The sequence below is a fragment of the Acinetobacter sp. UBA5984 genome (assembly GCF_002429925.1).
Classification (GTDB): domain Bacteria; phylum Pseudomonadota; class Gammaproteobacteria; order Pseudomonadales; family Moraxellaceae; genus Acinetobacter; species Acinetobacter variabilis.
Genome location: NZ_DJBE01000064.1, coordinates 1 through 21,250, shown reverse-complemented (window position 1 = coordinate 21,250; position 21,250 = coordinate 1). Strand labels below are relative to the sequence as shown.

Annotated in this window: 18 protein-coding genes and 3 pseudogenes; 10 read left to right on the top strand and 11 right to left on the bottom strand. The window is 42.3% G+C overall.

Translation table 11 applies throughout. The features are described 5' to 3' along the window. The first annotated feature begins 174 nt into the window (after positions 1-174). Both B3J29_RS10770 and wecB read left to right on the top strand, forming a co-directional pair. Positions 175-1,347: a tetratricopeptide repeat protein gene (locus B3J29_RS10770; RefSeq protein ID WP_104427059.1), complete on the top strand. Its 1,173-nt coding sequence runs from the start codon at positions 175-177 to the stop codon at positions 1,345-1,347. A gap of 2 nt (positions 1,348-1,349) precedes the next feature. Further along, positions 1,350-2,495, top strand: a complete 1,146-nt coding sequence (wecB, locus tag B3J29_RS10765; RefSeq protein ID WP_104427058.1) for a non-hydrolyzing UDP-N-acetylglucosamine 2-epimerase — start codon at positions 1,350-1,352, stop codon at positions 2,493-2,495. Here wecB and B3J29_RS10760 read toward each other — a convergent pair. From B3J29_RS10760 to B3J29_RS10740, 5 genes are read right to left on the bottom strand one after another with little or no spacing between them, the layout of a single operon-like run. Next, positions 2,492-3,367 (bottom strand): hypothetical protein, encoded by an 876-nt coding sequence (locus tag B3J29_RS10760; RefSeq protein ID WP_004812102.1) that lies wholly within the window; start codon positions 3,365-3,367, stop codon positions 2,492-2,494. The genes wecB and B3J29_RS10760 overlap by 4 nt on opposite strands. After that, positions 3,367-5,187, bottom strand: coding sequence for a hypothetical protein (locus B3J29_RS10755; RefSeq protein ID WP_004812104.1), 1,821 nt, complete (start codon positions 5,185-5,187; stop codon positions 3,367-3,369). The genes B3J29_RS10760 and B3J29_RS10755 overlap by 1 nt, the downstream gene beginning before the upstream one ends. Next, on the bottom strand, positions 5,184-6,437 hold the full coding sequence (locus B3J29_RS10750) for a glycosyltransferase family 2 protein (protein WP_004812106.1): 1,254 nt from the start codon (positions 6,435-6,437) through the stop codon (positions 5,184-5,186). The genes B3J29_RS10755 and B3J29_RS10750 overlap by 4 nt, the downstream gene beginning before the upstream one ends. Next, entirely contained in the window at positions 6,434-7,327 is an 894-nt protein-coding gene (locus B3J29_RS10745; RefSeq protein ID WP_004812108.1) for a hypothetical protein, read from the bottom strand. The genes B3J29_RS10750 and B3J29_RS10745 overlap by 4 nt, the downstream gene beginning before the upstream one ends. Beyond that, on the bottom strand, positions 7,324-8,082 hold the full coding sequence (locus tag B3J29_RS10740; RefSeq protein ID WP_004812110.1) for a hypothetical protein: 759 nt from the start codon (positions 8,080-8,082) through the stop codon (positions 7,324-7,326). Before B3J29_RS10740 ends, B3J29_RS10745 begins: the two co-directional genes overlap by 4 nt. A gap of 565 nt (positions 8,083-8,647) precedes the next feature. On the opposite strand from B3J29_RS10740, the gene B3J29_RS10735 reads away from it, so the two are divergent. The 5 genes from B3J29_RS10735 to bioD all read left to right on the top strand — a co-directional run bounded on the left by B3J29_RS10735 (position 8,648) and on the right by bioD (position 13,292). Beyond that, a complete protein-coding gene (locus tag B3J29_RS10735; RefSeq protein ID WP_004812113.1) occupies positions 8,648-9,373 on the top strand; it encodes a hypothetical protein in 726 nt (241 codons plus the stop codon). Positions 9,374-9,446: 73 nt separating this feature from the next. Then, positions 9,447-10,724: an adenosylmethionine--8-amino-7-oxononanoate transaminase gene (gene bioA, locus B3J29_RS10730; protein WP_034424591.1), complete on the top strand. Its 1,278-nt coding sequence runs from the start codon at positions 9,447-9,449 to the stop codon at positions 10,722-10,724. Beyond that, positions 10,721-11,890 carry an 8-amino-7-oxononanoate synthase gene (locus B3J29_RS10725; RefSeq protein WP_004812117.1) on the top strand — a complete coding sequence of 390 codons (1,170 nt, stop codon included), beginning with the start codon at positions 10,721-10,723 and terminating at the stop codon, positions 11,888-11,890. Before bioA ends, B3J29_RS10725 begins: the two co-directional genes overlap by 4 nt. Beyond that, on the top strand, positions 11,887-12,642 hold the full coding sequence (bioC, locus tag B3J29_RS10720; RefSeq protein WP_004812119.1) for a malonyl-ACP O-methyltransferase BioC: 756 nt from the start codon (positions 11,887-11,889) through the stop codon (positions 12,640-12,642). Before B3J29_RS10725 ends, bioC begins: the two co-directional genes overlap by 4 nt. After that, positions 12,639-13,292 (top strand): dethiobiotin synthase, encoded by a 654-nt coding sequence (bioD, locus tag B3J29_RS10715; RefSeq protein WP_004780106.1) that lies wholly within the window; start codon positions 12,639-12,641, stop codon positions 13,290-13,292. The genes bioC and bioD overlap by 4 nt, the downstream gene beginning before the upstream one ends. On the opposite strand, the pseudogene B3J29_RS10710 reads toward bioD, so the two are convergent. Together B3J29_RS10710 and B3J29_RS10705 are read right to left on the bottom strand one after the other, a co-directional pair. Beyond that, positions 13,270-13,515: pseudogene (locus tag B3J29_RS10710) on the bottom strand (ATP-binding protein); the annotation flags it as partial. The gene bioD and the pseudogene B3J29_RS10710 sit on opposite strands and share 23 nt — an antisense overlap. Continuing rightward, positions 13,505-13,627: pseudogene (locus tag B3J29_RS10705) on the bottom strand (ion transporter); the annotation flags it as partial. The pseudogenes B3J29_RS10710 and B3J29_RS10705, both read right to left, overlap by 11 nt. A 232-nt stretch (positions 13,628-13,859) precedes the next feature. Between B3J29_RS10705 and B3J29_RS10700 the strand changes: the two are divergent. The 3 genes from B3J29_RS10700 (at position 13,860) to acnA (ending at position 18,102) form a co-directional block, all read left to right on the top strand. Next, positions 13,860-14,777: a DnaJ C-terminal domain-containing protein gene (locus tag B3J29_RS10700; protein ID WP_004812122.1), complete on the top strand. Its 918-nt coding sequence runs from the start codon at positions 13,860-13,862 to the stop codon at positions 14,775-14,777. A gap of 11 nt (positions 14,778-14,788) precedes the next feature. Then, positions 14,789-15,100, top strand: coding sequence for a chaperone modulator CbpM (locus B3J29_RS10695; protein WP_004812124.1), 312 nt, complete (start codon positions 14,789-14,791; stop codon positions 15,098-15,100). Between the two features lie 245 nt (positions 15,101-15,345). Beyond that, on the top strand, positions 15,346-18,102 hold the full coding sequence (acnA, locus tag B3J29_RS10690) for an aconitate hydratase AcnA (RefSeq protein ID WP_004812125.1): 2,757 nt from the start codon (positions 15,346-15,348) through the stop codon (positions 18,100-18,102). 664 nt (positions 18,103-18,766) lie between these two features. On the opposite strand, the pseudogene B3J29_RS10685 reads toward acnA, so the two are convergent. From B3J29_RS10685 to B3J29_RS10670, 4 genes and pseudogenes are all read right to left on the bottom strand, one after another. Beyond that, a pseudogene (locus B3J29_RS10685) lies at positions 18,767-18,953 on the bottom strand (IS3 family transposase); the annotation flags it as partial. 175 nt (positions 18,954-19,128) lie between these two features. Then, positions 19,129-19,413, bottom strand: a complete 285-nt coding sequence (locus B3J29_RS10680) for a putative quinol monooxygenase (RefSeq protein WP_004281848.1) — start codon at positions 19,411-19,413, stop codon at positions 19,129-19,131. Between the two features lie 20 nt (positions 19,414-19,433). Next, the gene (locus tag B3J29_RS10675; protein WP_004812129.1) at positions 19,434-20,432 is read right to left on the bottom strand and encodes a zinc-binding alcohol dehydrogenase family protein; all 999 of its coding nucleotides are present in this window, start codon (positions 20,430-20,432) and stop codon (positions 19,434-19,436) included. Positions 20,433-20,503: 71 nt separating this feature from the next. Next, complete coding sequence (locus tag B3J29_RS10670; protein ID WP_004812130.1) at positions 20,504-21,244, bottom strand: SDR family oxidoreductase; 741 nt, start codon at positions 21,242-21,244, stop codon at positions 20,504-20,506. Positions 21,245-21,250: the final 6 nt, after the last annotated feature.

Genomic DNA, 21,250 nt, shown 5'->3' with positions numbered 1-21,250 from the left:
AAAAATGATTTATGAAAGAGGTCTAATAGTTACAGCAAATCTCTCTAGCTCTTATACATATTGTATTTTTTTATAAAAATAATAGAGAGTTTGGTAACTTAATTTCATCCGCTCCAAGCTTAAAATAAATTGCTGTTATAGTGTGAACTATAATATTCTAATTCATGCATTAAAATGAAAAGATTACCTACTATTTCAAGTATTTGCCTATTTCTCTTGAGTATTTCCATTCAAGCAGAAACCTTTCCTGAAACTTATATATTATGGGAACAATATTACCAAGTTGAACAAAAGGATCTCGAACAGGCAACACAACTTTTACAGCAGATTAGCCAGAAATCACCGCGAGATCCAAAGGTCTGGAAAACTTGGACATATCTGGAAATGCGCAAAAATAATAATCCCGAAGCTTTAATTTATATTGATCGAACTCTTGAATTAACGCCAGATGATGAACAATTGTTGTTGCAAAAAGCCTATCTGTTGAATGCTGCTCAGCGTAATCCCGAAGCTTTAGAAATATTTAAAAAACTGCAAAGTTCCTCAAATCCTGAGACTGCAGCAAAAGCCCAACAGGCCGTACTTAATTTAAATGGAACAACAAGTGGTCAGACTAAAAATACCTTTGCCGATATCTATTTTTCTCCTTCTTTTGAAGGACGTTATGACACGGCCATCTTACCCTTGAAGCTCCGTTATGGACGTTATTGGGGAGAAGAAAACCGTGGCCAGATTTATGGCTTTGCCAGCATTAACAGGGATACCCAATCTACCGGCGGTGCACGACCTGAGATTATTGACCAGAATGCAGCCATTGTCGGTGTTGGAACAAATTACCGTCCTTGGGAATGGCCGCTCTATCTATATCTGGAACTCGGCGGAAGTTATGATCTAATCGATTTAAACCGAGACAAATTCAGAGAAAGTATTAATTTTGGTTTGACCGGTTATCGGGAATGGTATTGGCATGATTCCGAAACTAGTCATAGTCCGGTTACCCAGAAAACTCAGTATTTTGCCGAACTGTATGGCAATGCAGCGAGCTATTCACGTGAGGATTATAATGTAATTGGCGACCTGCGCCTGCGTACCGGTTGGAACTTTAACCGGGATCAACTAGGCAATATCCAGACTTATCTGAAGTTACATACGATTAATGATTCCAATAACGAATTTTATAATAACCTGGCAGAGTTGGGGCCGGGTATAGCCTGGCAACCTGCAGACTTCCCGGTCAAGCTACGTATTGAACAGATGTATGGCAAATATGTAAATGGGGCACCTGAGTCTGGAAAAAGAACTTTTGATAATACCCGAGTGGAACTGACTTATTACTGGAGCTTTTAACCATGCCGATTGATCTTTCTTTTATTTTTGGTACCCGCCCTGAGCTGATTAAATTAGCACCAGTCATCTTAAAAGCCCAGCAAGATTCACGATTTAGAGTCAATGTGGTATTTACCGGTCAGCATCTGGAATTGGTACAGGATGCGATCGAGTTTTTCCAAATCAAGATTGATCATCATCTGCAAATCATGCAACCCGGCAAAAGTCTAAATATTCTATTAAGCAAGGCATTGACCGAACTGGATCAAGTATATCGTGACATGCCGAAATGTGATGTAATTGTAGTGCAAGGGGATACCACCACTGTACTTGCAGGTGCTCTGGTGGCCTTTAACCTGAATATTCATCTGGCGCATGTTGAAGCCGGATTACGCTCTTTTGATCTGATGCATCCATTTCCGGAAGAAGGAAACCGGCAACTGGTTTCCCGCTTGGCTCACTGGCATTTCGCACCGACCCGACGTTCTGCAGAAAACTTGCGTCAGGAAAATATTCCAGACCCGCAGATTTTTATTACCGGTAATACCGTGGTTGATGCTATTTATCATGCCCGTGATTTAATGCAATCTTCTTCTCAGCAGTCTCAGCAAAGGTTAGAGCGAATGGGGCTGAAATTAAGTGAACAAGATAAACTGGTCTTGCTGACCGCACATCGACGGGAAAATTTTGGTGAAGGTATTCAAAATATCTGTGCCGCCATCCATGCACTATGTCGCCGTTATCCAGAGCTGCATTTTGCCTGGCCTGTGCATCTCAATCCGCAGGTATATGAAATTGCCTATCGCGAGTTTCTGGATCATCCGCAGGTACATTTGTTAAAACCTCTGGATTATCCGGACTTACTGGCTGTTTTAGGTGCAGCCTATTTTATTATGACCGATTCAGGCGGTATTCAGGAAGAAAGCCCCACCTATCAAAAACCGGTGCTCATACTGCGGGATGTAACTGAACGTCCGGAAGTGGTTGAAGCAGGTTGTGGAATACTAGTCGGTACTAATCAGGCCAAAATCGTACAAGAGTTTTCTCGTCTCATGGATGATTCAGCCTATTATCGACAACATGCAGAAGTCGAAAATCCATTTGGTGATGGTCATGCTTCGGAACGTATTTTGGAACAGATGCTGCAAGATTTAATAGTCAGAGCTTAGTAATTGATTTTCATCCACAAATAAAGCCAGAGCACACTGGCTTTATTTAAATAATGTGGACCGTCAAAAATATAGACACGCTCTCCAGCATAAGCTTTTAACTGTTTTGCAATTTCCCAAGGATAAGCTGCACGGAAGCCGCCTCCCGGTTTAGGCCGGAAAGCTTCGAGAATAATCACAACTCTTTTGTCCCCAACCTGATGTTTAAGATTTTGATAAATCACCGCCGCTTCTTCGGGGCTGCGCGTGCCCACACCGACGCCATCCTGAAAAAAGACTTGAGCATTATCAGGTAACCAGCTTTCAAGCCAATAATGTAAAAACCGTGATTTGCGGTCTGCACTATAAATGCTGATCCAGACTGGTCGCTGGAATTCGGCAACATAACGTGCCAGATTGGCAACTCCATGCCAGCTTGGATCAGCTTCTACAGGAAAATAATAAGCAGCAGGCTGAACTGGAAGAGACGTTTCAATAATCTGTTGGGATTGTAAAAAGAGTTGGTCAATATTTTCACGTGCCACAGGTTCCTGAAAAATGCCTGCCAGACCTAAGATAACCTGCTTGGACCAGGGTTGTTCGGCAATCGTATTCCAGTCCGGCTGATGTTGCCATTGGGCTCCGGGGATTTCTTTAAAAAAGGAGCGTCCGTCTACAATACTCCATTGAGTGACTAAGGTATCGATGCCTAATAAGTGCCAGTTACCGGAGGCGTGACTCATCTGGTCAACCTGCCAGAAAATACCCTCAATTTTAGGCGCTGTTACCGCTTTAGCATCTGCACGTGCCATAAAAAACGCAGAGCCAGTAAAAGCCAAGGCAGGAAGTGCCAGTAACACCAGTAAGCCTAAAATCAGGTATTTTTTCATCATTATTCTTCTTTGGTTTTTTGTGCCTTACGGGTTCTGCGCCAGAACAGCAGCCCTATAATAAGTGCAGCAACAATCACTAGAATAATAGCAATAGTTCGCATGGAAATCTGTTCAATTATCGGGGTTTCTGCTTTTTCTATAGCGGTTTGACTAAGTACGGTAATTTGCCCTTGGGCAGAAATAAACAAGGCCGCAGTATTGTTCGGGATTTTCTGCTGGATTTGCGGCCAGAAGCGGGTAAAATTTTCTACCCCGAGGTTGTTGTCGCTATAAATCCAGAAATTTCCGTTTCTGACGGTGATCAAACTACCATTTGCCGTAGTAGGTAAGTAAAGAATCTGGCTGTATTTTTGCAATTCGGATTGATAACGCTGGGCATTCAGCAGGATATTAATGGTTTTAGGTGTACTTGGATTCAGCTGGGTGATATTCAGACCAATTGGATCATTACTGAGCAGCATGTTCTTGGCAACTTGAGCCAGGCTGATCGCGATGGGGGTGGCTACAGGCGTATTCATGGCAATTTCAGGAGTCTTGTCAAAAACTGTAGACAGGCTGATGACTCCCTGTTTCATCTGGTAAGGCAGACTAAGCTTGGATTTTTTAGCATCAATCCATAAGGCATTACCCGCATTAGGTAGACAATTATTGCTATTTAACTGGTTATTACTCACCGTCATGTTAAAGCTGTTGGTATAGGGATAATCTGCACCTACAAATTCAAACTGCCGCTCAACCGGGCTGGAATCCAGTTTTGCCAGACTGGTACTACCTGCGAGTACTTCATTGAGCCAAACCTGTAAGGTCGAGCCTTGTAAGAGTCCGCTTTGCGAACGGAAATTAAGCTGACCCTTTAAAATATCCGTAGCCTCCCAAACAGCAGGAAAGACCAGTGAAATATTTTTGGGAGTATTGTCTAGTTTGAAATCGGAAATGCCCAGATCAGCCAAGCTTTCAAAACGGCGTACACTGGCCCAGTTTGGTCGTGCGACAGGGCCATTTAAACTCGCTGTTGCAGTATTTAGTTGTGCCAGATATTGCTGATTGAGCAGGGCATTGACGGCCATCAATAATTGGGATTCTGAAGAGTATTCAATCGTGAGACTTGGTATCTGGTTGACCTGATTTAGACTCATCCTGGCTGCGGGTAATTTTGCGGCCGAACGCTGAATATTGATCATGAAATCAGGTGCTGATTCAGGAGTGGTATTTAGCCGCCATTGCACAGGTGTCGCAAAATTCCAGGCAGTTGCCAGCCTACTCATCATGGTGGCTTCCAGGAAATTTGCCGTATTAAAACCTAGCAGTGCCTGTACTGGTTCTGGTCGGTTCAATTGACTATTGAACAGGACATCCGGGAGTTGATTCAGCTGCATGCTGTTACGCTGCGATTGATAACTCAGATTTGGTTGAGTCAAGGTAGTCTGTAAATTGCTTGATTCAAGACAAATATTGGCAGTACTTTGTCCAGGTCCTGGTTTTTGTAAAATACTGATATCCAGCCGATGAAAACCGCTATCGGCAGGGGGGAGGCTAAAATTTAATGTGCCTTTACCACTCAAATTTTGTTGATGAATCAGCTGATTGTCATACCGGACAATCACCGTACTGCTACCCTGTACATTGAACTGACTGCTGAACTGGACATCCTGCCAGCTTTCACCTTTTCCAACATAAAAAAAGTAAGGCGTAGTTTGCTCTACATGCCGCGCAACTACATCATCAAGCTTCCAGATGGCCGCATAGAGAGGTGCACTAGACAATGCCAAGATAAGTGAAGACATTAATCTCAAAGGAGCTGTTTTTATGTGCATGATCATTTTTTTTCCTTCTTTCGTTCTGTCTTGTACCAGGTAATTCCTTCACCTTTGATTTTGCCTTTTAACATGTCCCAGGCAGCTTTAAAGACAATCAGGAGAAAGATTTGTGAATAGGTGAAATAGGCAATAAAGGCATAGAAGTAAAATCGTTTAGGCACTTCTTTTTCCAGACTGAGGGTGAACCAGATCTGGACCAGATAAAGAATAAACGCCAAAATGAAGAGTAAGGTAAATGGGCCGGGAATCGTGGTGCCATCAATACCGAGTAGGCCAACCACCAGCGTCATATGACTTAAGAACAGGGCTGGCACAAAAATGATGTAACACATAATATTATTGCCGATCTCCATTCCGATTGGAAAAGGATGCCGGAGCGCTGTTCTTAAATATTTACGGGTTACATAAAAGTTACCTTGAGTCCAACGCGAGCGTTGTTTGATAAAAATATTCAGGTCGCCCGGATCCTGTTGCCAGCCTACGGCATAAGGCACCCATTTAATCCGTTTATGTCCTAGAAAAATCCGGTAACTCATTTCGGTATCATCGACTAAGGATTTTTCGTCAAATCCCCCTAGAATATCGAGTGCATCTCGCCAGATCACATAATTGGTTCCCATTAGGGTGGAAAGACGGAAACGCAGCCAGCGTCCACCCTGAAAAATCCACTGAAAATAGATAAACTCGATAGCGATAAAGGTACTAAGGGGGCTGTCTTTCCAGTTGCGGGTACGGACTTTGCCATTCACTGCGACCAGACTAGAATCTGCCAGCAAGGTCTGGGCAATCAGCCGTACACAATCCGGCTCTGGCGTACTGTCCGCATCATAAACCGCAATCAATTCTCCGCGGGCGTGTTTGAGTCCGTTATTCAAAGTTCTGGATTTACCTTTACCACCTTGACCTTTAGGCACATTGATGACCCGAATGACTGGAAATTCGGCTGCTATACGATCGGCAATTTCCTGGGTATTGTCTTTGGAGGCATCATTAATTAGTAGTACTTCATAACTTTCAGCCGGATAATCCTGTGCAGCTAGAGAGCGTAAGGTATCTTCAATCACAAGTGCTTCGTTATATGCCGGCACCAGCACACTCAGCATGGGCCAACGTTCAGGTATTGGTAAATTGGTCAGTTCCTGACTGGCACGAATCGAATAGCGCCAGGCAGAAAAGCTGAGCCAGGCCCAAAAGGCCTGTGGAATCCAGATCCCGATAAAGCCGGTAATAAACAGAATATCGATCATGCTCATGATTTTTTGAACCTCCGCCATAACATGGTGATCAGGAGGATGAGCATTAAGATAACGATCACAACAACGGATGCCCAGGAAGTTGAGGTACCCCAGAAGCTTAATAAATTAGGGTAATGGGTCGAGAGCACCAGGTGTAATGGCAAGATGACGATTCCTGCTGAGAGCAAAACATAGCCGAGTGGATTGGTATGCACCCGGTTCAGTTGGCTGTCAAAGCGTGTATTTAAAAAGGTCCAGGAAATTCCCAATTCAGGATAAGCAATTTCATTTTCGGCAAGTGGCCCCTGAGGATTCAGGATAATTCCGGTACCATTGAAAGCAGTTTGTGGGTAGGCGGTGTAAAATTGTTGCTGACCAGATTGAATTAAACGGGCGGGTAAAGGCAGTTGTCCTGGATTGGCCTGAACAATGTAAAGTCCCGCAGGTAAAGTTTTGAGATTCGGATTCCAGCCATCCTGTATATAGGCAGCCATGGGACGTAGACCTGCACTGGTGGCGAGGGTCGCAAGTCCGCGAAAACGCTTTGGTTCGATACTGCTTAGATCAAGAATCGGGATAGCACCTTCCGAAACCTCCTGTTTGATCTGAAAGTAGATTGATGGTTTCATGAAATTTTCAGGAATGATTAAACCCGGTTTAATACCCTGATTTTTCATGGTTTGATAAGTTTCGTACTGTAGTTGATCCAAGCTAAATACCGGCCATAACTTCCTAGGAGCTGGGAAATAGGCTGGAATTTGCTTAATATCTGAGGAATCTTGCTGCTGAACCGGATCGGCTGTTTTAAGCTCACATTGATAATATTGTTGATAATAAGAACTCAGTACCGGGTCAGGCAGTGTATTGACTGAAACGACCAGACCGCAGACATGCAAAAAATGACTCATAGGCGTTCCTCCAAGGAGGGTCGGCCCTGATGATGGGGTAAATGAGTAATCTCTGTTTTAATCAGTTCAATCTGTTTGATTTTTTCAATCAGTTGTTTGGAAATAGTAGATTCTCGATCGGCAATCATAATTACGCGCAAGACCGAGAGCCGGCTATCAGTAAAGGAAAAATGAGGAACTTCGAACTTACTTTCCAGCACATGGATAATTTTTTGTTGTAACAGTTTTAGTTCATCCACCTGCAACATATCTCTTAATAAATTGTGGTTGGTAATTTCTATATAAATTTCATCATATTGAGGAATCAGATTCAGATTTAACATATCCTGAACTTGAGTTTGGGTATAGAAATAAGTACTGATAGGTAATGTTTTATGGGTCAGGTTTTTACGATAAGTATCTAGTAAATTGTCGGTTTGCCTGTTGGTCGACATCATTTCATAGTAAATACTGAGTAGAAGTGGCGCTAAAGGTAGAATAAAAAGCTGCAAGAAGCGAGTATTGATATCCATGCTATCAGCCTGGACATTAAATAAAATATAAATAAAAAGAGTAATAAAAATGACAATACTCAGTACAACGGACTGAACTACATTTAAAAAGCGTCCCAGTAGAATAAAGCCAATTAAAAGAATCCAGCTTCCGACCAGTTCTGTACGTACCCATTCATAGCCAATTAGTCCTATAAATATAACTATGACCATGGGCAAAAAAGTAATAGTTTGATTTGTCCTTACTAACCAATTTTTTTCCATTAAAATAATTATTTAAAGTAATAATTTAGGATGTTAATGAAATAATTACATGAATAATGTATGAAAAATATATATTTGTTTTTCAGAGTTTAAAGTAATAATATTTTTTGTATAGAAAGAATAAAAATTATTTTTAATATAAAGCATTATGATTAATTTCATATGCCATTATTATTTATTCAAGTATAGAGATTTATTCTTGAGATTAAAGACATAACCGTATGTCATAAGTCGTAAGATACAACATGATGTGTGATTGTCTTATATATGAATATGGCTTAAATGTTCTGGTCATGATGTGAATATTCTTACTATCCCGTTTTTCAGCCTGAGATAGCAGTTTTTTCTTGTAGCTATCGGCTAACTTGCCGAATTGTGAATAAAGAGGGCATGGCCTAGGTCGCTTTATTCGTACAAAGATCTAGGCGTTGGGTTATTAGCGTTAAGACAGGCACTTTTTTCTTTTTTGGTTAAAAGTATTTTCATGCTTTTTTGAAAAGCAATAATTTTTAGCCGAGAAATTTTATGGCTTGAAGGCCTAATGTATTTTCACAGGGAATAGCAGATGAATATATTATTGATTGCAGGCTGGGGACTGGGGACAACCGTCCTGAAAGAATTTTCTGAAAAACTCAGGACAGATCATACAGTAGCAATCTCTGATATTTTTGACCCCTTTGATGCGGTGACCCTGCAGGAAAAGATAAAGCTCGCACAAGATTATGATGTGCTCATAGGCTGGTCTTTAGGAGGACAATTGGCCATATATTTGGCGAATGAAATCTTTCAGCAGACACGAGTAGCAAAGCCTGTCATTGCCTGTATGTCCAATCCTTGTTTTGTTGCCAATAAAGATTGGCAACAAGCAATGCCTGAAACTGATTTTGAACAGTTTCTCCAGGCCGCCCGACTAGACATGTTAACGACATTGAAACGTTTTTGTCATCTCGTCTGTATGGGAGCGAAGGATGCACGGCAACGGGTAAAATATTTACAATCCAAACTGTCTTTAATTGATTTAAATCATCAAGAAAAGCATCTTTATCTTTTAAAGCAATTAGACTTGGTAGAGATATTAAAAACCTGTTCAACGAAGATACTGTTTATATTTTCAAATCAAGATTCACTAGTTCCTTGCCAAGTTTCCATAGAACCTGTCTTTTATCAACAAAGTTTAATCAAAGTCAAAGAAATCGAGGCCGCACATGATGCAATCCTGTTCGATACAGAATTGGTGCTAACACCTATTCTGGATTTTCTGGATGATTTATCAGTTGCTTCAGCAAGATAGAGAGTTCAGTCATTTGCATTTTCAACTGAGCAGGCTAAGATCGATATTTCCACAATTTTTCAGGATGAATTTTGTGTTTGACGCTTTTGATCAAGAGCATATTTGGCATCCTTATACCTCAATGACTGCCCCCTTGCCATGTTATCCGGTCGCTAGCGCCAGCGGTGCCCAGATCTATCTGGAAGATGGCAGGGCGCTGATTGATGGGATGTCCTCCTGGTGGTGTACGATTCATGGCTACAGTCATCCTGAGCTGAATCAGGCCGCCATTGAGCAGCTGAATAAGATGTCACACGTGATGTTTGGCGGATTGACCCATCAGCCTGCCATTGAACTTGCGAAAATCCTGCTGGAGATTACGGCATCTGAGCTTGATAAAGTCTTTTTTGCTGATTCCGGTTCTGTTGCTGTAGAAGTTGCCTTGAAAATGGCGGTGCAATATTGGCATGCCCAAGGTCAACCGGAAAAAAGTAATTTTGTCACGACACGTTCGGGCTACCATGGTGATACATGGAACGCGATGTCAGTTTGCGATCCCGTCACGGGTATGCATCAAATCTTCGGTTCAAGCCTGCCTAATCGATATTTTGTTCCTGCACCTGAAAGTCGCTTCAATGGCGAATGGCAGGAGCAGGATATCCAGCCACTGAAACAGTTACTGGCAGAAAAGCATGAGCAGATTGCAGCCATGATTATTGAGCCGATTGTTCAGGGTGCGGGAGGGATGCGTTTTTATCATCCTGAATACTTACGCCAAGCCAAAGCTTTGTGTAAGCAATACGATATACTCCTGATTCTGGATGAGATTGCGACAGGTTTTGGACGCACTGGTAAGCTATTTGCCTATGAGCATGCCGATATCATCCCTGACATACTTTGTTTAGGTAAAGCCCTGACCGGTGGCTATATGACATTGTCTGCTACGCTCACCACTAGGCAGGTTGCAGAGACCATTTCTCGGGGGGAAGCGGGTGTTTTTATGCACGGCCCGACCTTTATGGCCAATCCGTTGGCGTGTGCAGTTGCAGTAAAAAGTATCCAGCTTTTACTGGCACAGGACTGGCAAGCCAATATTCAGCATATTGAACAGCAATTAAGTACTTTGTATGTTTTAGATGGGCATCCTGTAGTCAAAGATGTGCGGGTGCTTGGGGCAATTGGAGTGGTTGAGCTGCATCAGGCAGTGAATCTGGCTGAATTCCAGGCAGAATGTGTTCGTCGTGGTGTATGGATTCGTCCATTTGGCAGACTGGTGTATGTCATGCCACCTTTTATTATTTCTACAGCCGAATTGCAGACATTGCTGGAACATATGATCGCTATGATTCAGCACCTGGAGCTTGCAGCATGAATCACCTCGAACATTTTGCACAGCAACTTGATGTATTAAAGCAACAAGGGCAATACCGCGAGTTTAAATCCAACATTACCAGTGCTGCCCATTTTGAACTCAACGGCAAAAACATGTTGAATCTGGCATCGAATGATTATCTGGGTCTTGCCAGCCAAATGGATTTACGGGAAGCATTTTTTGATATGACTCCTGTTTCTGAACGGCAGATGAGTGCCAGCTCCTCCCGATTGCTGACTGGAAATTTTCCCGCTTATGAACAGCTTGAACATAACATGTCGCAAGCCTTTGGCCGTGTGGTACTGCTGTTTAATAGCGGCTATCATATGAATATCGGGATTTTACCTGCGCTTGCAGACAGTAAAACCCAAATCATTGCTGATAAACTGGTTCATGCCAGTATGATTGATGGTATCCGTTTATCTAAAGCGAATTATGTGCGATATCGGCATAATGATTTAGATCACTTGGCACAACTTTTATTGAAATATCATTCAGATGAGTCGATTGAACGTATCATTGTCGTCACAGAATCCATTTTTAGTATGGATGGGGATGAAACCGATTTAACTGCTTTGGTGGCGCTAAAAAAACAGCATCCTAAAGTCATGCTGTATGTTGATGAAGCGCATGCGGTAGGCGTACGCGGTTTACGTGGACTGGGCTGTGCCGAGCAATACAATGTGATAGGGGATATCGACTTCCTGGTAGGTACCTTTGGTAAAGCGCTTGCTTCGGTTGGTGGCTATTTGGTCTGCGAACCGATAATCCAGGAATATTTGATTAATTCAATGCGCCCGCTCATTTTCAGTACGGCCCAACCTCCCATCTGTATGGCTTGGACAAATTTTATCTTTCAGCATCAACAGGGCTTACAGGCAGAACGTCAATCGTTAACTGCATTATCACAATACAGTCAGCAGGCAGTAAAAAATCTGGGTTATGACTGTCCGTCAAGTTCCCAGATTATTCCGGTCATTATTGGAGATACGCATCAGACCGTAGCTTCAGCAGCCTATTTGCAAGATCATGGTTTTTATGTATTGCCTGTACGTCCACCCACTGTTCCCAAAAACTCGTCACGACTGCGGATATGTTTGCATCACGGAATAAAGAATCAGGAAATTCAGCACTGTTTTAGTGTACTGGAGCAGTATCAGCCATGAACAACACACTGGTTGCACAACGATTTGCTCAGGCTCAGCACAGTTATGATCAGCATGCCGTAGCACAGCACCATGTCGCTCAACATTTACTTCATTTAATGCAACAGTATATTCCCCAACCACATATGCAACGTGCGCTAGAAATTGGTTGTGGTTCAGGTCTGTTTAGCCATGCTTTTTTACAGCATTATGAGGTTGATCAGTTGTTTTTAAATGATCTTTATCCTGAAGTGAAACAGCATTTTCCTGAAACTGAGCAATTCATCTGGGGTATAGGCGATATCGAACAGTTGCCATTACCGCAGTCTTTAGACTTGGTGGTGTCCTGTTCAGCCTTGCAGTGGATTCAGGAGCTACCAGCCTTAATCCGAAAAGTGGCCAATGCCTTGAACCCATCAGGATACTTCTGTTTTGCCAGTTATGCAGAAGACAATTTAAAAGAAATTAAAGCATTAACAGGACAGGGTCTGGATTATTTACCACTGGAAACTGTAGCAAATATCTTGCAGGCACAGGGCTTTGAACTGCTGATGGCAAATGAAGAACGGATCCAACTCAACTTTGCCCAGCCTAGAGATGTGTTAAAACACATGAAATCTACCGGTGTGCAGGCAACGGCTCAGGGTTTTCGTTGGAGCAAAAGCTCACTTGCGCAGTTCGAGCACCATTATGCTCAATTCCAGATCCCGGAAACAGAGGGTTATCCTTTGACTTACCATCCCATTTACCTGATTGCACGGAAGGCTCTATGAGTTTGAAAATCTATTTTGTCAGCGGCATTGATACCGCTATTGGTAAGACCTATGCCACCGGTTTTTTAGCCAGAAGCTGGAATGAACAGGGGATTCGAACCATTACCCAAAAGCTGATTCAAACTGGCAATGTGGATGTTTCAGAAGATATTGAGCAGCACAGGATGATCATGGGGTGTGGACTGCTGCCTGAAGATCATGACAAGCTGACCATGCCAGAAATTTTTAGCTATCCAGCCTCACCGCATCTGGCATCTGAACTGGATCGGCGTTCAATCGATTTCGAAAAAATTCAGCAGGCAGCCACTATACTGGCCGAGCGTTATGACCGGGTTTTGCTTGAAGGGGCAGGCGGATTAATGGTGCCGCTGACCCGGGACATGCTGACAATCGATTATATTGCAGCGCACGATTATCCTGTCATTCTGGTAACTTCAGGCCGTCTGGGCAGTATTAATCATACTTTACTGAGCCTGGAGCTACTCAAACAGCGTAAAGTCACACTTCATGCTGTGGCATTTAACCATACTGATGACCATCAGGACCAAACGATTGCGATGGATACTATTCAATATTTAAAGGAGTATCTGCCCCAGTATTTTCCAACAGCCGTATGGCTGGATATTCCTAAGCTTGCAGGTCACGCTTAGACACGCCGCACTTGATTTCAATGCGAAGCCCATAGGGCCGTCGGGCATTAAAAGAGAGCAGATAACCATATTGTTTTAACAGGTTAGCGGTTAATGTCAGCCCCAGACCATGGCCGTGCTGCTGAGCAGATTTGCGCCAGAAGCGTTGTCCTAAATGTTGGATATCCTCGGCTGTAAGTTGTTGTTCATTATCTTTAATCACTAGGCAACCAGGATGCAGGGATGGAGCTAAAGACTTCCGGTTGCGCCTTGTTTTCAACCCCATATGCGCCAGCCGCCGCGAAAATGATCATGATCAGCAGGATAAAAATAACCGCCTGAAATGAGCCATTTTGCGCTATCTACCAAAAGGCAGACTGATCCTAATCATGATTTCGAACAGGCTAATTCAAAAAAGACAAGATTATTTAGCGGCTGTCGTCAGAAAAATATAGATTATCCTATGATTTTAAAGAATTATTTCTTATGTAAAAGAAATAATTTATAACAAGAAAAATCTTTAAAAGGTTTTTTTAGCTATAAAAAAATTGAATAATGAATAAAACATAAACCACCAATAGGGCAGAGATGACCAAGAATTATTATGAAATATTAGGTGTACCTCGAGATGCAACTGTTGAGCAAATTAAAAAAGCTTATCGTAAACTTGCCAGAAAATATCATCCCGATGTCAGTAAAGAAGCTGATGCAGAAGAGCATATGCAACAGTTAAACATTGCTTACGATGTGTTAAGTAATGATGAAAAAAAAGCAGAATATGATTTTGAATTAGACCATCCACAGAATAGCCAGGGTAGGGATGCTCATAAATATTATTCAAATATGGGCGGACAGGATTTTACAGGGTTTGAAGACTTGTTTGGTCGCTTTGGTGGCGGTTTTGGTGGTTTCAATGAACAGCGTTATCAGGGTCGAGCATCCTATAGAGGTGATGATCAACACGCGACTCTAGAAGTAGATTTGGATGTTGCATTCCATGGTGCAACTCAAAATGTCACTTTACAGATTCCAACTATCAATGCGTACGGGCAAGCAGAAGTACAGCGTAAAGTCTTAAAAATTAAAATTCCAAAAGGCATGAAAGCAGGGCAAAAAATTCGTTTAACCGGACAGGGGCAACCGGGTATTCATGGGGGGGAAAATGGTGATCTGTATATTGAAATCCAATACAAAGCTACAGATTCAACTTATGCTGAAAACGCGGATGTCTATCATCATCTGAAGATTAGTCCATGGGAAGCAGCACTTGGACAATCGATTACGGCAAGCTTACCCAATGGTAAACAACTCAATATTCAAATTCCAAAAAATGCCAAAACAGGTCAACAATTACGTTTAAAAAATCAGGGGATTCCTGCTAAAGATGCAGGGCATTTATTCCTCATCCTCGATATTGTGCAACCACCTGCACAAACTGAACAAGAACAACAGGCTTATGAAGCATTTGCAGCAGCATTCTCCAAATTTAAGCCGAGATCATCATAAGGAGTAAAATTATGACGACAGTTAAATATTATGAGGTGGTCTTAGAAGATATCCAACAGGCAGAAGTTGTAGATGAGCAACAACGTTATGATTTAAATAGTTTTGCTCAAGTTTGTGGTCAAAGTCCTGAATGGATTCTGCAACTGATTGAATACGATATTTTGCCGAATCGCGTAAATGCATCAGATTTATATTTTTTAGTGGATGATGTGGCACGTGCACAAAAAGCGTATCGTTTACAGCGTGATTTTGATGCAAGTTTTACTGCTGTAGCCATGATGTTGGATTTAATCGAAGAATTAGAGAGACTTCGACGTTTATAGACACAGAACAAAGTAATACGCTGGTCAATTTAGCTTATGTCCTTAGGATGGGCAGAAACGTTGTTGATGCCAGATTTGAAATGTCGGCAACTCTCTGGAAAAATGCCCTGGCAGCCTTGCATTTAACTGGCTAGCGCAATCCGATAATAAATAATAACAAACCCACCGCTCAGTTAGCATACAGTAAGTAAAGAAGTGGTTGACTGTGATCATAAAAATAACAGCTCAAGCAGGAGGGAAGCTAGATGGCCAAGTATACTGATATCAATAGTTTTAATACCTTAGAAACATTAACCGTCGGTTCAGAACACTATCAGATTTTCAACCTATCCAAATTGCAAGTGCAGTTGGGCGACCTGTCCCGGCTGCCCAAATCTTTAAAGGGCTTGCTGGAAAATTTATTACGTTTTGAAGATCAGCTCACGGTGAAGACCGAGCATATTCATGCCTTGGCAGGATGGCTTAACGACCGAACTTCAGAACAGGAAATCCAGTATCGTCCGGCACGGGTGCTGATGCAGGATTTTACCGGTGTTCCTGCAGTGGTTGATCTTGCTGCAATGCGTGCAGCAGTGGCCAAAGCCGGCGGTGATCCGGAAAAAATTAATCCGTTGTCACCGGTGGATTTAGTCATCGATCACTCGGTGATGGTCGATTACTTTGCCAGCCCGCAAGCTTTTGAGCAGAATGTTACCATTGAGATGCAACGCAACGGCGAACGCTACCAGTTTCTGCGCTGGGGGCAGGCGGCACTCAATCAGTTTCGCGTGGTGCCGCCAGGAACCGGGATTTGCCACCAAGTCAATCTGGAATATCTGGCACAAGTGGTCTGGAGCAATGAGGTCGATGGGCAGCGCTTTGCCTTTCCTGATACCTTGGTCGGTACCGATTCACATACCACCATGATCAATGGCTTAGGCGTGTTAGGCTGGGGGGTAGGTGGTATTGAGGCGGAAGCGGCCATGCTAGGCCAACCGATCTCCATGCTGATTCCGGAAGTGATCGGCTTTAAGCTTACCGGTAAACTCAAAGAAGGGATTACAGCAACTGATCTGGTGCTGACCATTACCCAGATGCTGCGCCAAAAAGGCGTAGTTGGAAAATTTGTCGAATTTTATGGTGATGGCCTGGCCGATTTACCCTTGGCGGACCGTGCCACGATTGCCAATATGGCACCGGAGTATGGCGCTACCTGTGGCTTTTTCCCGGTTGATGAGGTGACGCTTTCCTATTTACGTTTAACAGGACGTCAGCCGGAAAGAATTGCCTTGGTAGAGGCTTATAGCAAGTTGCAAGGATTATGGCGCAATCCGGGGGATGAACCCGTCTTTACAGATACGCTGGCTTTAGATATGTCGACGGTAGAAGCCAGTCTAGCGGGTCCGAAACGCCCACAGGATCGTGTACTATTGTCACAAGTGCCGAGAACCTTTGATGCCTTCATGGATCTGACCTTGAAACCGGTCAAAGAAGAAAAAGAGCGTCTGGAAAATGAAGGAGGGGGAGGTACGGCTGTTGAAGCGAGACAGGCCAACCTGCCCCATGAAAATGTTTTTTGTATGATTGAGGGTAAAAAATATCCGTTGCAGCATGGTGACGTGGTGATTTCAGCGATTACCTCCTGTACTAACACTTCGAATCCCAGTGTCATGTTGGCAGCAGGGCTATTGGCCAAAAAGGCAATCGAAAAAGGTTTGCAGCGGAAACCCTGGGTGAAAAGTTCACTGGCTCCAGGTTCCAAAGTGGTTACCGATTATCTCAATGCAGCAGGGTTGACGCCTTATTTGAATCAACTGGGTTATAACCTGGTAGGTTATGGTTGTACCACCTGTATTGGTAATTCGGGACCTTTACCTGAAGCGATTGAAGAAGCTGTGCAATGTTTCGATTTGAATGTAGCCTCAGTGCTTTCCGGAAACCGTAACTTTGAAGGACGAGTGCATCCTTTGGTGAAAACCAATTGGTTAGCATCTCCCCCCTTGGTTGTTGCCTATGGTTTGGTCGGGAATATTCGAACTGATCTCACTGCTGAGCCGATAGGTGAAGGCTTTGATGGGCAAGCAGTTTATTTAAAAGATATTTGGCCGACACAGATGGAAATTGATGCCGCACTGCAGAACTTGAATACTGAGATGTTCCATAAAGAATATGCGGAAGTGTTTGAAGGTGATGCCAAGTGGAAAGCGATCCAGATTCCTCAAAGTCAAACCTATACTTGGGATGAACAATCGACCTATATCCGACATCCACCCTTTTTTGCAGAAATTGATCAGCCGGTGCGACCAATTCAGCAGATCAAACAGGCACGGATTTTGGCTGTATTGGGAGATTCAGTCACGACGGACCATATTTCCCCTGCAGGCAACATCAAAAAAGATAGTCCTGCCGGACGATATTTGCAGCAACAGGGGGTTGATGCAAAAGACTTTAACTCTTATGGATCCCGCCGTGGCAACCATGAGGTGATGATGCGAGGCACCTTTGCCAATATCCGCATCAAAAACGAAATGCTGGGTGGGGAGGAAGGTGGCAATACTCTGCATATTCCAAGTGCAGAAAAACTCTCGATTTATGATGCGGCAATGCGCTATCAGGCAGAACAAACCCCACTCGTGATTATTGCCGGGAAAGAATATGGCACCGGTTCTTCACGTGACTGGGCGGCCAAAGGCACCAACCTATTGGGGGTGAAAGCAGTGATTGCTGAAAGTTTTGAGCGGATTCACCGTTCTAATCTGGTCGGCATGGAGGTGTTACCTTTACAGTTTGTGGAGGGTCAGAACCGGCAGATCTTGAACCTGACCGGGCATGAAACCCTATCAATTCTAGGATTGTCGGATGATATTCATCCGCATCAAATGCTGGATGTAGAAGTGCAACATACCGATGGTACATATAGCCATTTTCAGGTGTTGTGTCGTATTGATACCTTGAATGAGGTGGAATACTTTAAGGCAGGTGGGATCTTGCACTATGTTTTACGCAATTTGCTCGCTTCCTAAATTGGATGATGAAAACCCGACACCGGCCACAATGCCGGCCAGTTAAGCAGTTTTACTGACTTATTTATGCGAAATGATTTTAATGACATTGCAAATTATGACTAAATTGAAAGAACTCTGCGAAACTTAGTTCAAGAAGGTGAGCTAATTAAAGTGGATTATGGTATTTATACCAAAGTAAGAAAAAACCAAATGACCGGAAAAATAATACCAGCCTTTCTAGAAGGCGCTGATGCAGTGATCTTCGAGGCATTAAAAAGATTGGATGTACAGATTACGTTGGGTAAGGCTACGGAAAATATTTATCTGGTCAACCCACCCAGATTCCAGTCTTTACTCAAATTAAAACCCTACATCGTTTTATACGCCAATTGTCTGTAGGTTGTAGCCAATTAATGCCTGATATAAAAACAGTTTGCAGATGTCGCTGATGGACTTGGTATTGGTGCAATTTCTATGTGTAGACAGGTAAGTGTCCGCCGAACCTGATATGATCCTCGAAAGTTAGACGGTTGATTAAGCAGCTTTAAGGACTGATTTCTATATACAAAGGGAGAGCCTTTTAATATCACCTTGATTCATCATATTGAAATACTGGTACTACAAAATAGCACTATTCATGTGATTAAACCGTACCGGGTTTGTCGGAGACTTTTTATTTAAGTTAGGCCACAAACTCAAAAGGTGACACATAATCTAACGCACTATGTAAACGTTCCTTATTGAACCAATCTACCCAGTNNAATCACCTCTGTTTTGTATAAGTCATTCACAGTCTCAGCCAAAGCAATATCATATGAATCACCAGTCGTACCGACTGATGCTCGTAAATTTGCTGCCTCTAAACGATGACATTATTGTCAAAATGCAGGGTATGGGTGGCTCCCCTTAGGGGCATAATTTGTTGAATCCTAGGTTACTATTAAAAAATCAGAAAAAATAGGAGCTTATAGCTCCCATTTTTTGTTAGCTTTCCAAGTCCCTATGTTAATTTGAAGAATACTTCATCATAACGTTCGAATACAGCTATATTTTTTTGATTTCTACAATATCACTGGATTCAATGAGCGATTGGATATTACCAAATAAACTTTGAATATAATCAGACGCTATATGGATATCTAAATCCTCCCTGCTACGCCATTCTTCTAAGAAGAAATATCTACTCGAGTCATTTTCGCTAATATAAAGCTCATATTTCAAGCATCCTTCTTCGTGAAGCGTAGGCTCTATTACACTTTTTAAAAGCGCTTCTAACGTCTCTTTTTGATCTGACTTTGCCTTAAAGTTCGCAATTACTGAAATAGTCATTATTTCACCTTTAATTTGTTTTAGAAGTTTTCTAGTACAATTTTGCCTTTTGACTTACCTGATTCAAGTAACTTATGCGCCTTCTCCAAGTTTGCAGCGTTAATTTTGCCTAGATTTTGGTTGAGGGTACTTCTAATTTTTTGCTGGTCAACTAATTGAGCAACCTGTTGCAATAGATCACCTTGCTTTTCAATATCATCGGTTTCATACATTGAACGGGTGAACATCAGCTCCCAATGGATAGAAATAGATTTAGTCTTAAACGGCATAATATCAAATGTTTGTGGATCATCGATCAATCCAAGCTTGCCTTGTGGTGCAATCAGAGAAACTATTTGCTTGATATATGTTTCTGTATGATTTGTAGAGAATACGTATTTTGGTTTTTCAATGCCTAGTGTATCGATTTGTGCATTCAAATCTTTGCTATGATCAATGACATGGTCGGCACCCAGTGATTCAACCCAAGATTTCGTTTCTTCACGTGAAGCTGTTGCTATAACGGTCAGATTTGTTTTTGCTTTTAGGAGTTGGATAGCGATAGATCCTACACCGCCTGCACCACCAATAATTAGAATACTGCCAATTTCTGTTTCTGAAATTTGAAACCGATCAAACAGCATTTCCCATGCCGTTATTGCAGTTAATGGCAATGCTGCTGCTTCTGCATTAGATACTGTAATGGGTTTAAGACTGATAATTCGTTCATCGACTGCTTGAAACTCAGCATTACTACCATCTCGGGTTAAATCGCCAGCATACCAAACAGAATCTCCTACTTTAAATGAGGTAACTTTTGAGCCAACTTCGATAATTTCCCCAACGGCATCCCAACCTAAAATACGATTATTTGCTTCAGACGAATTTTTTCTCACTTTGGTATCAACTGGGTTCACAGAAATTGCCTGAACTTTTACCAGTACATCACGCTCCTTAAGCGTAGGCTTAGCTTTTTCAATATCTACCAATGAATTTTTAAAATCATCATGGTTATTTATAACATACGATACGGCTTTCATAGATTTGTCCTTAACTTTAAAAATATAGTAAAAATGGGAGCAAGGTGCTCCCATTTTTTGTTATTCAATTATTAAAACTCTTGGCTCGTTGGGCGTAAAACAATTTCATTAATATCTACATCCGCAGGCTGTTCAATTGCATAAGCAATTGCTCGAGCGACTGAGTCAGCTGGTATAGCTTGTTTGTAGAAATCAGTAACAAACTCTGAACTTTCTTTATGAGAAGAACCAAATTTTAGTTCTGACTCAACTGCACCAGGCTCAATAGTAGTCGTTCTAATTGTTCCCCCAACTTCATGACGAAGTCCTTCAGAGATGGCTCTTACAGCAAACTTAGTACCGCTATAAACAGTACCTCCTGGACTAAATACTTTTATCCCTGCAACAGATGCGAGATTAATAAAGTGTCCAAAGTTTTGTTTTTGGAAAACAGGTAGAGTAGCTGCTATACCATAAAGAACACCTTTAATATTAATGTCGATCATACGATCCCATTCATCAACTTTTAGCTCACTTAATGGTGCAATAGACATTAATCCAGCATTGTTTACCAATACATCGATTTGACCAAATGCGCTTAATGCCTTTTCAATAAGTGCTTGTACTTCATGTGGTTTGGTTATATCCATACCAATAAATTCAGCTTGACCACCTTCAGTACGAATGTCGTGAACAATAGCCTCTAATTTTTCAGTACGTCTAGCACCAAGTACAACCTTTGCACCTTTTTTAGCAAGTAAGCGAGCAGTAGCTTCACCTAAACCACTACTTGCACCTGTGATAACAATAACTTTATTTTCTATATTATTCATACAAGT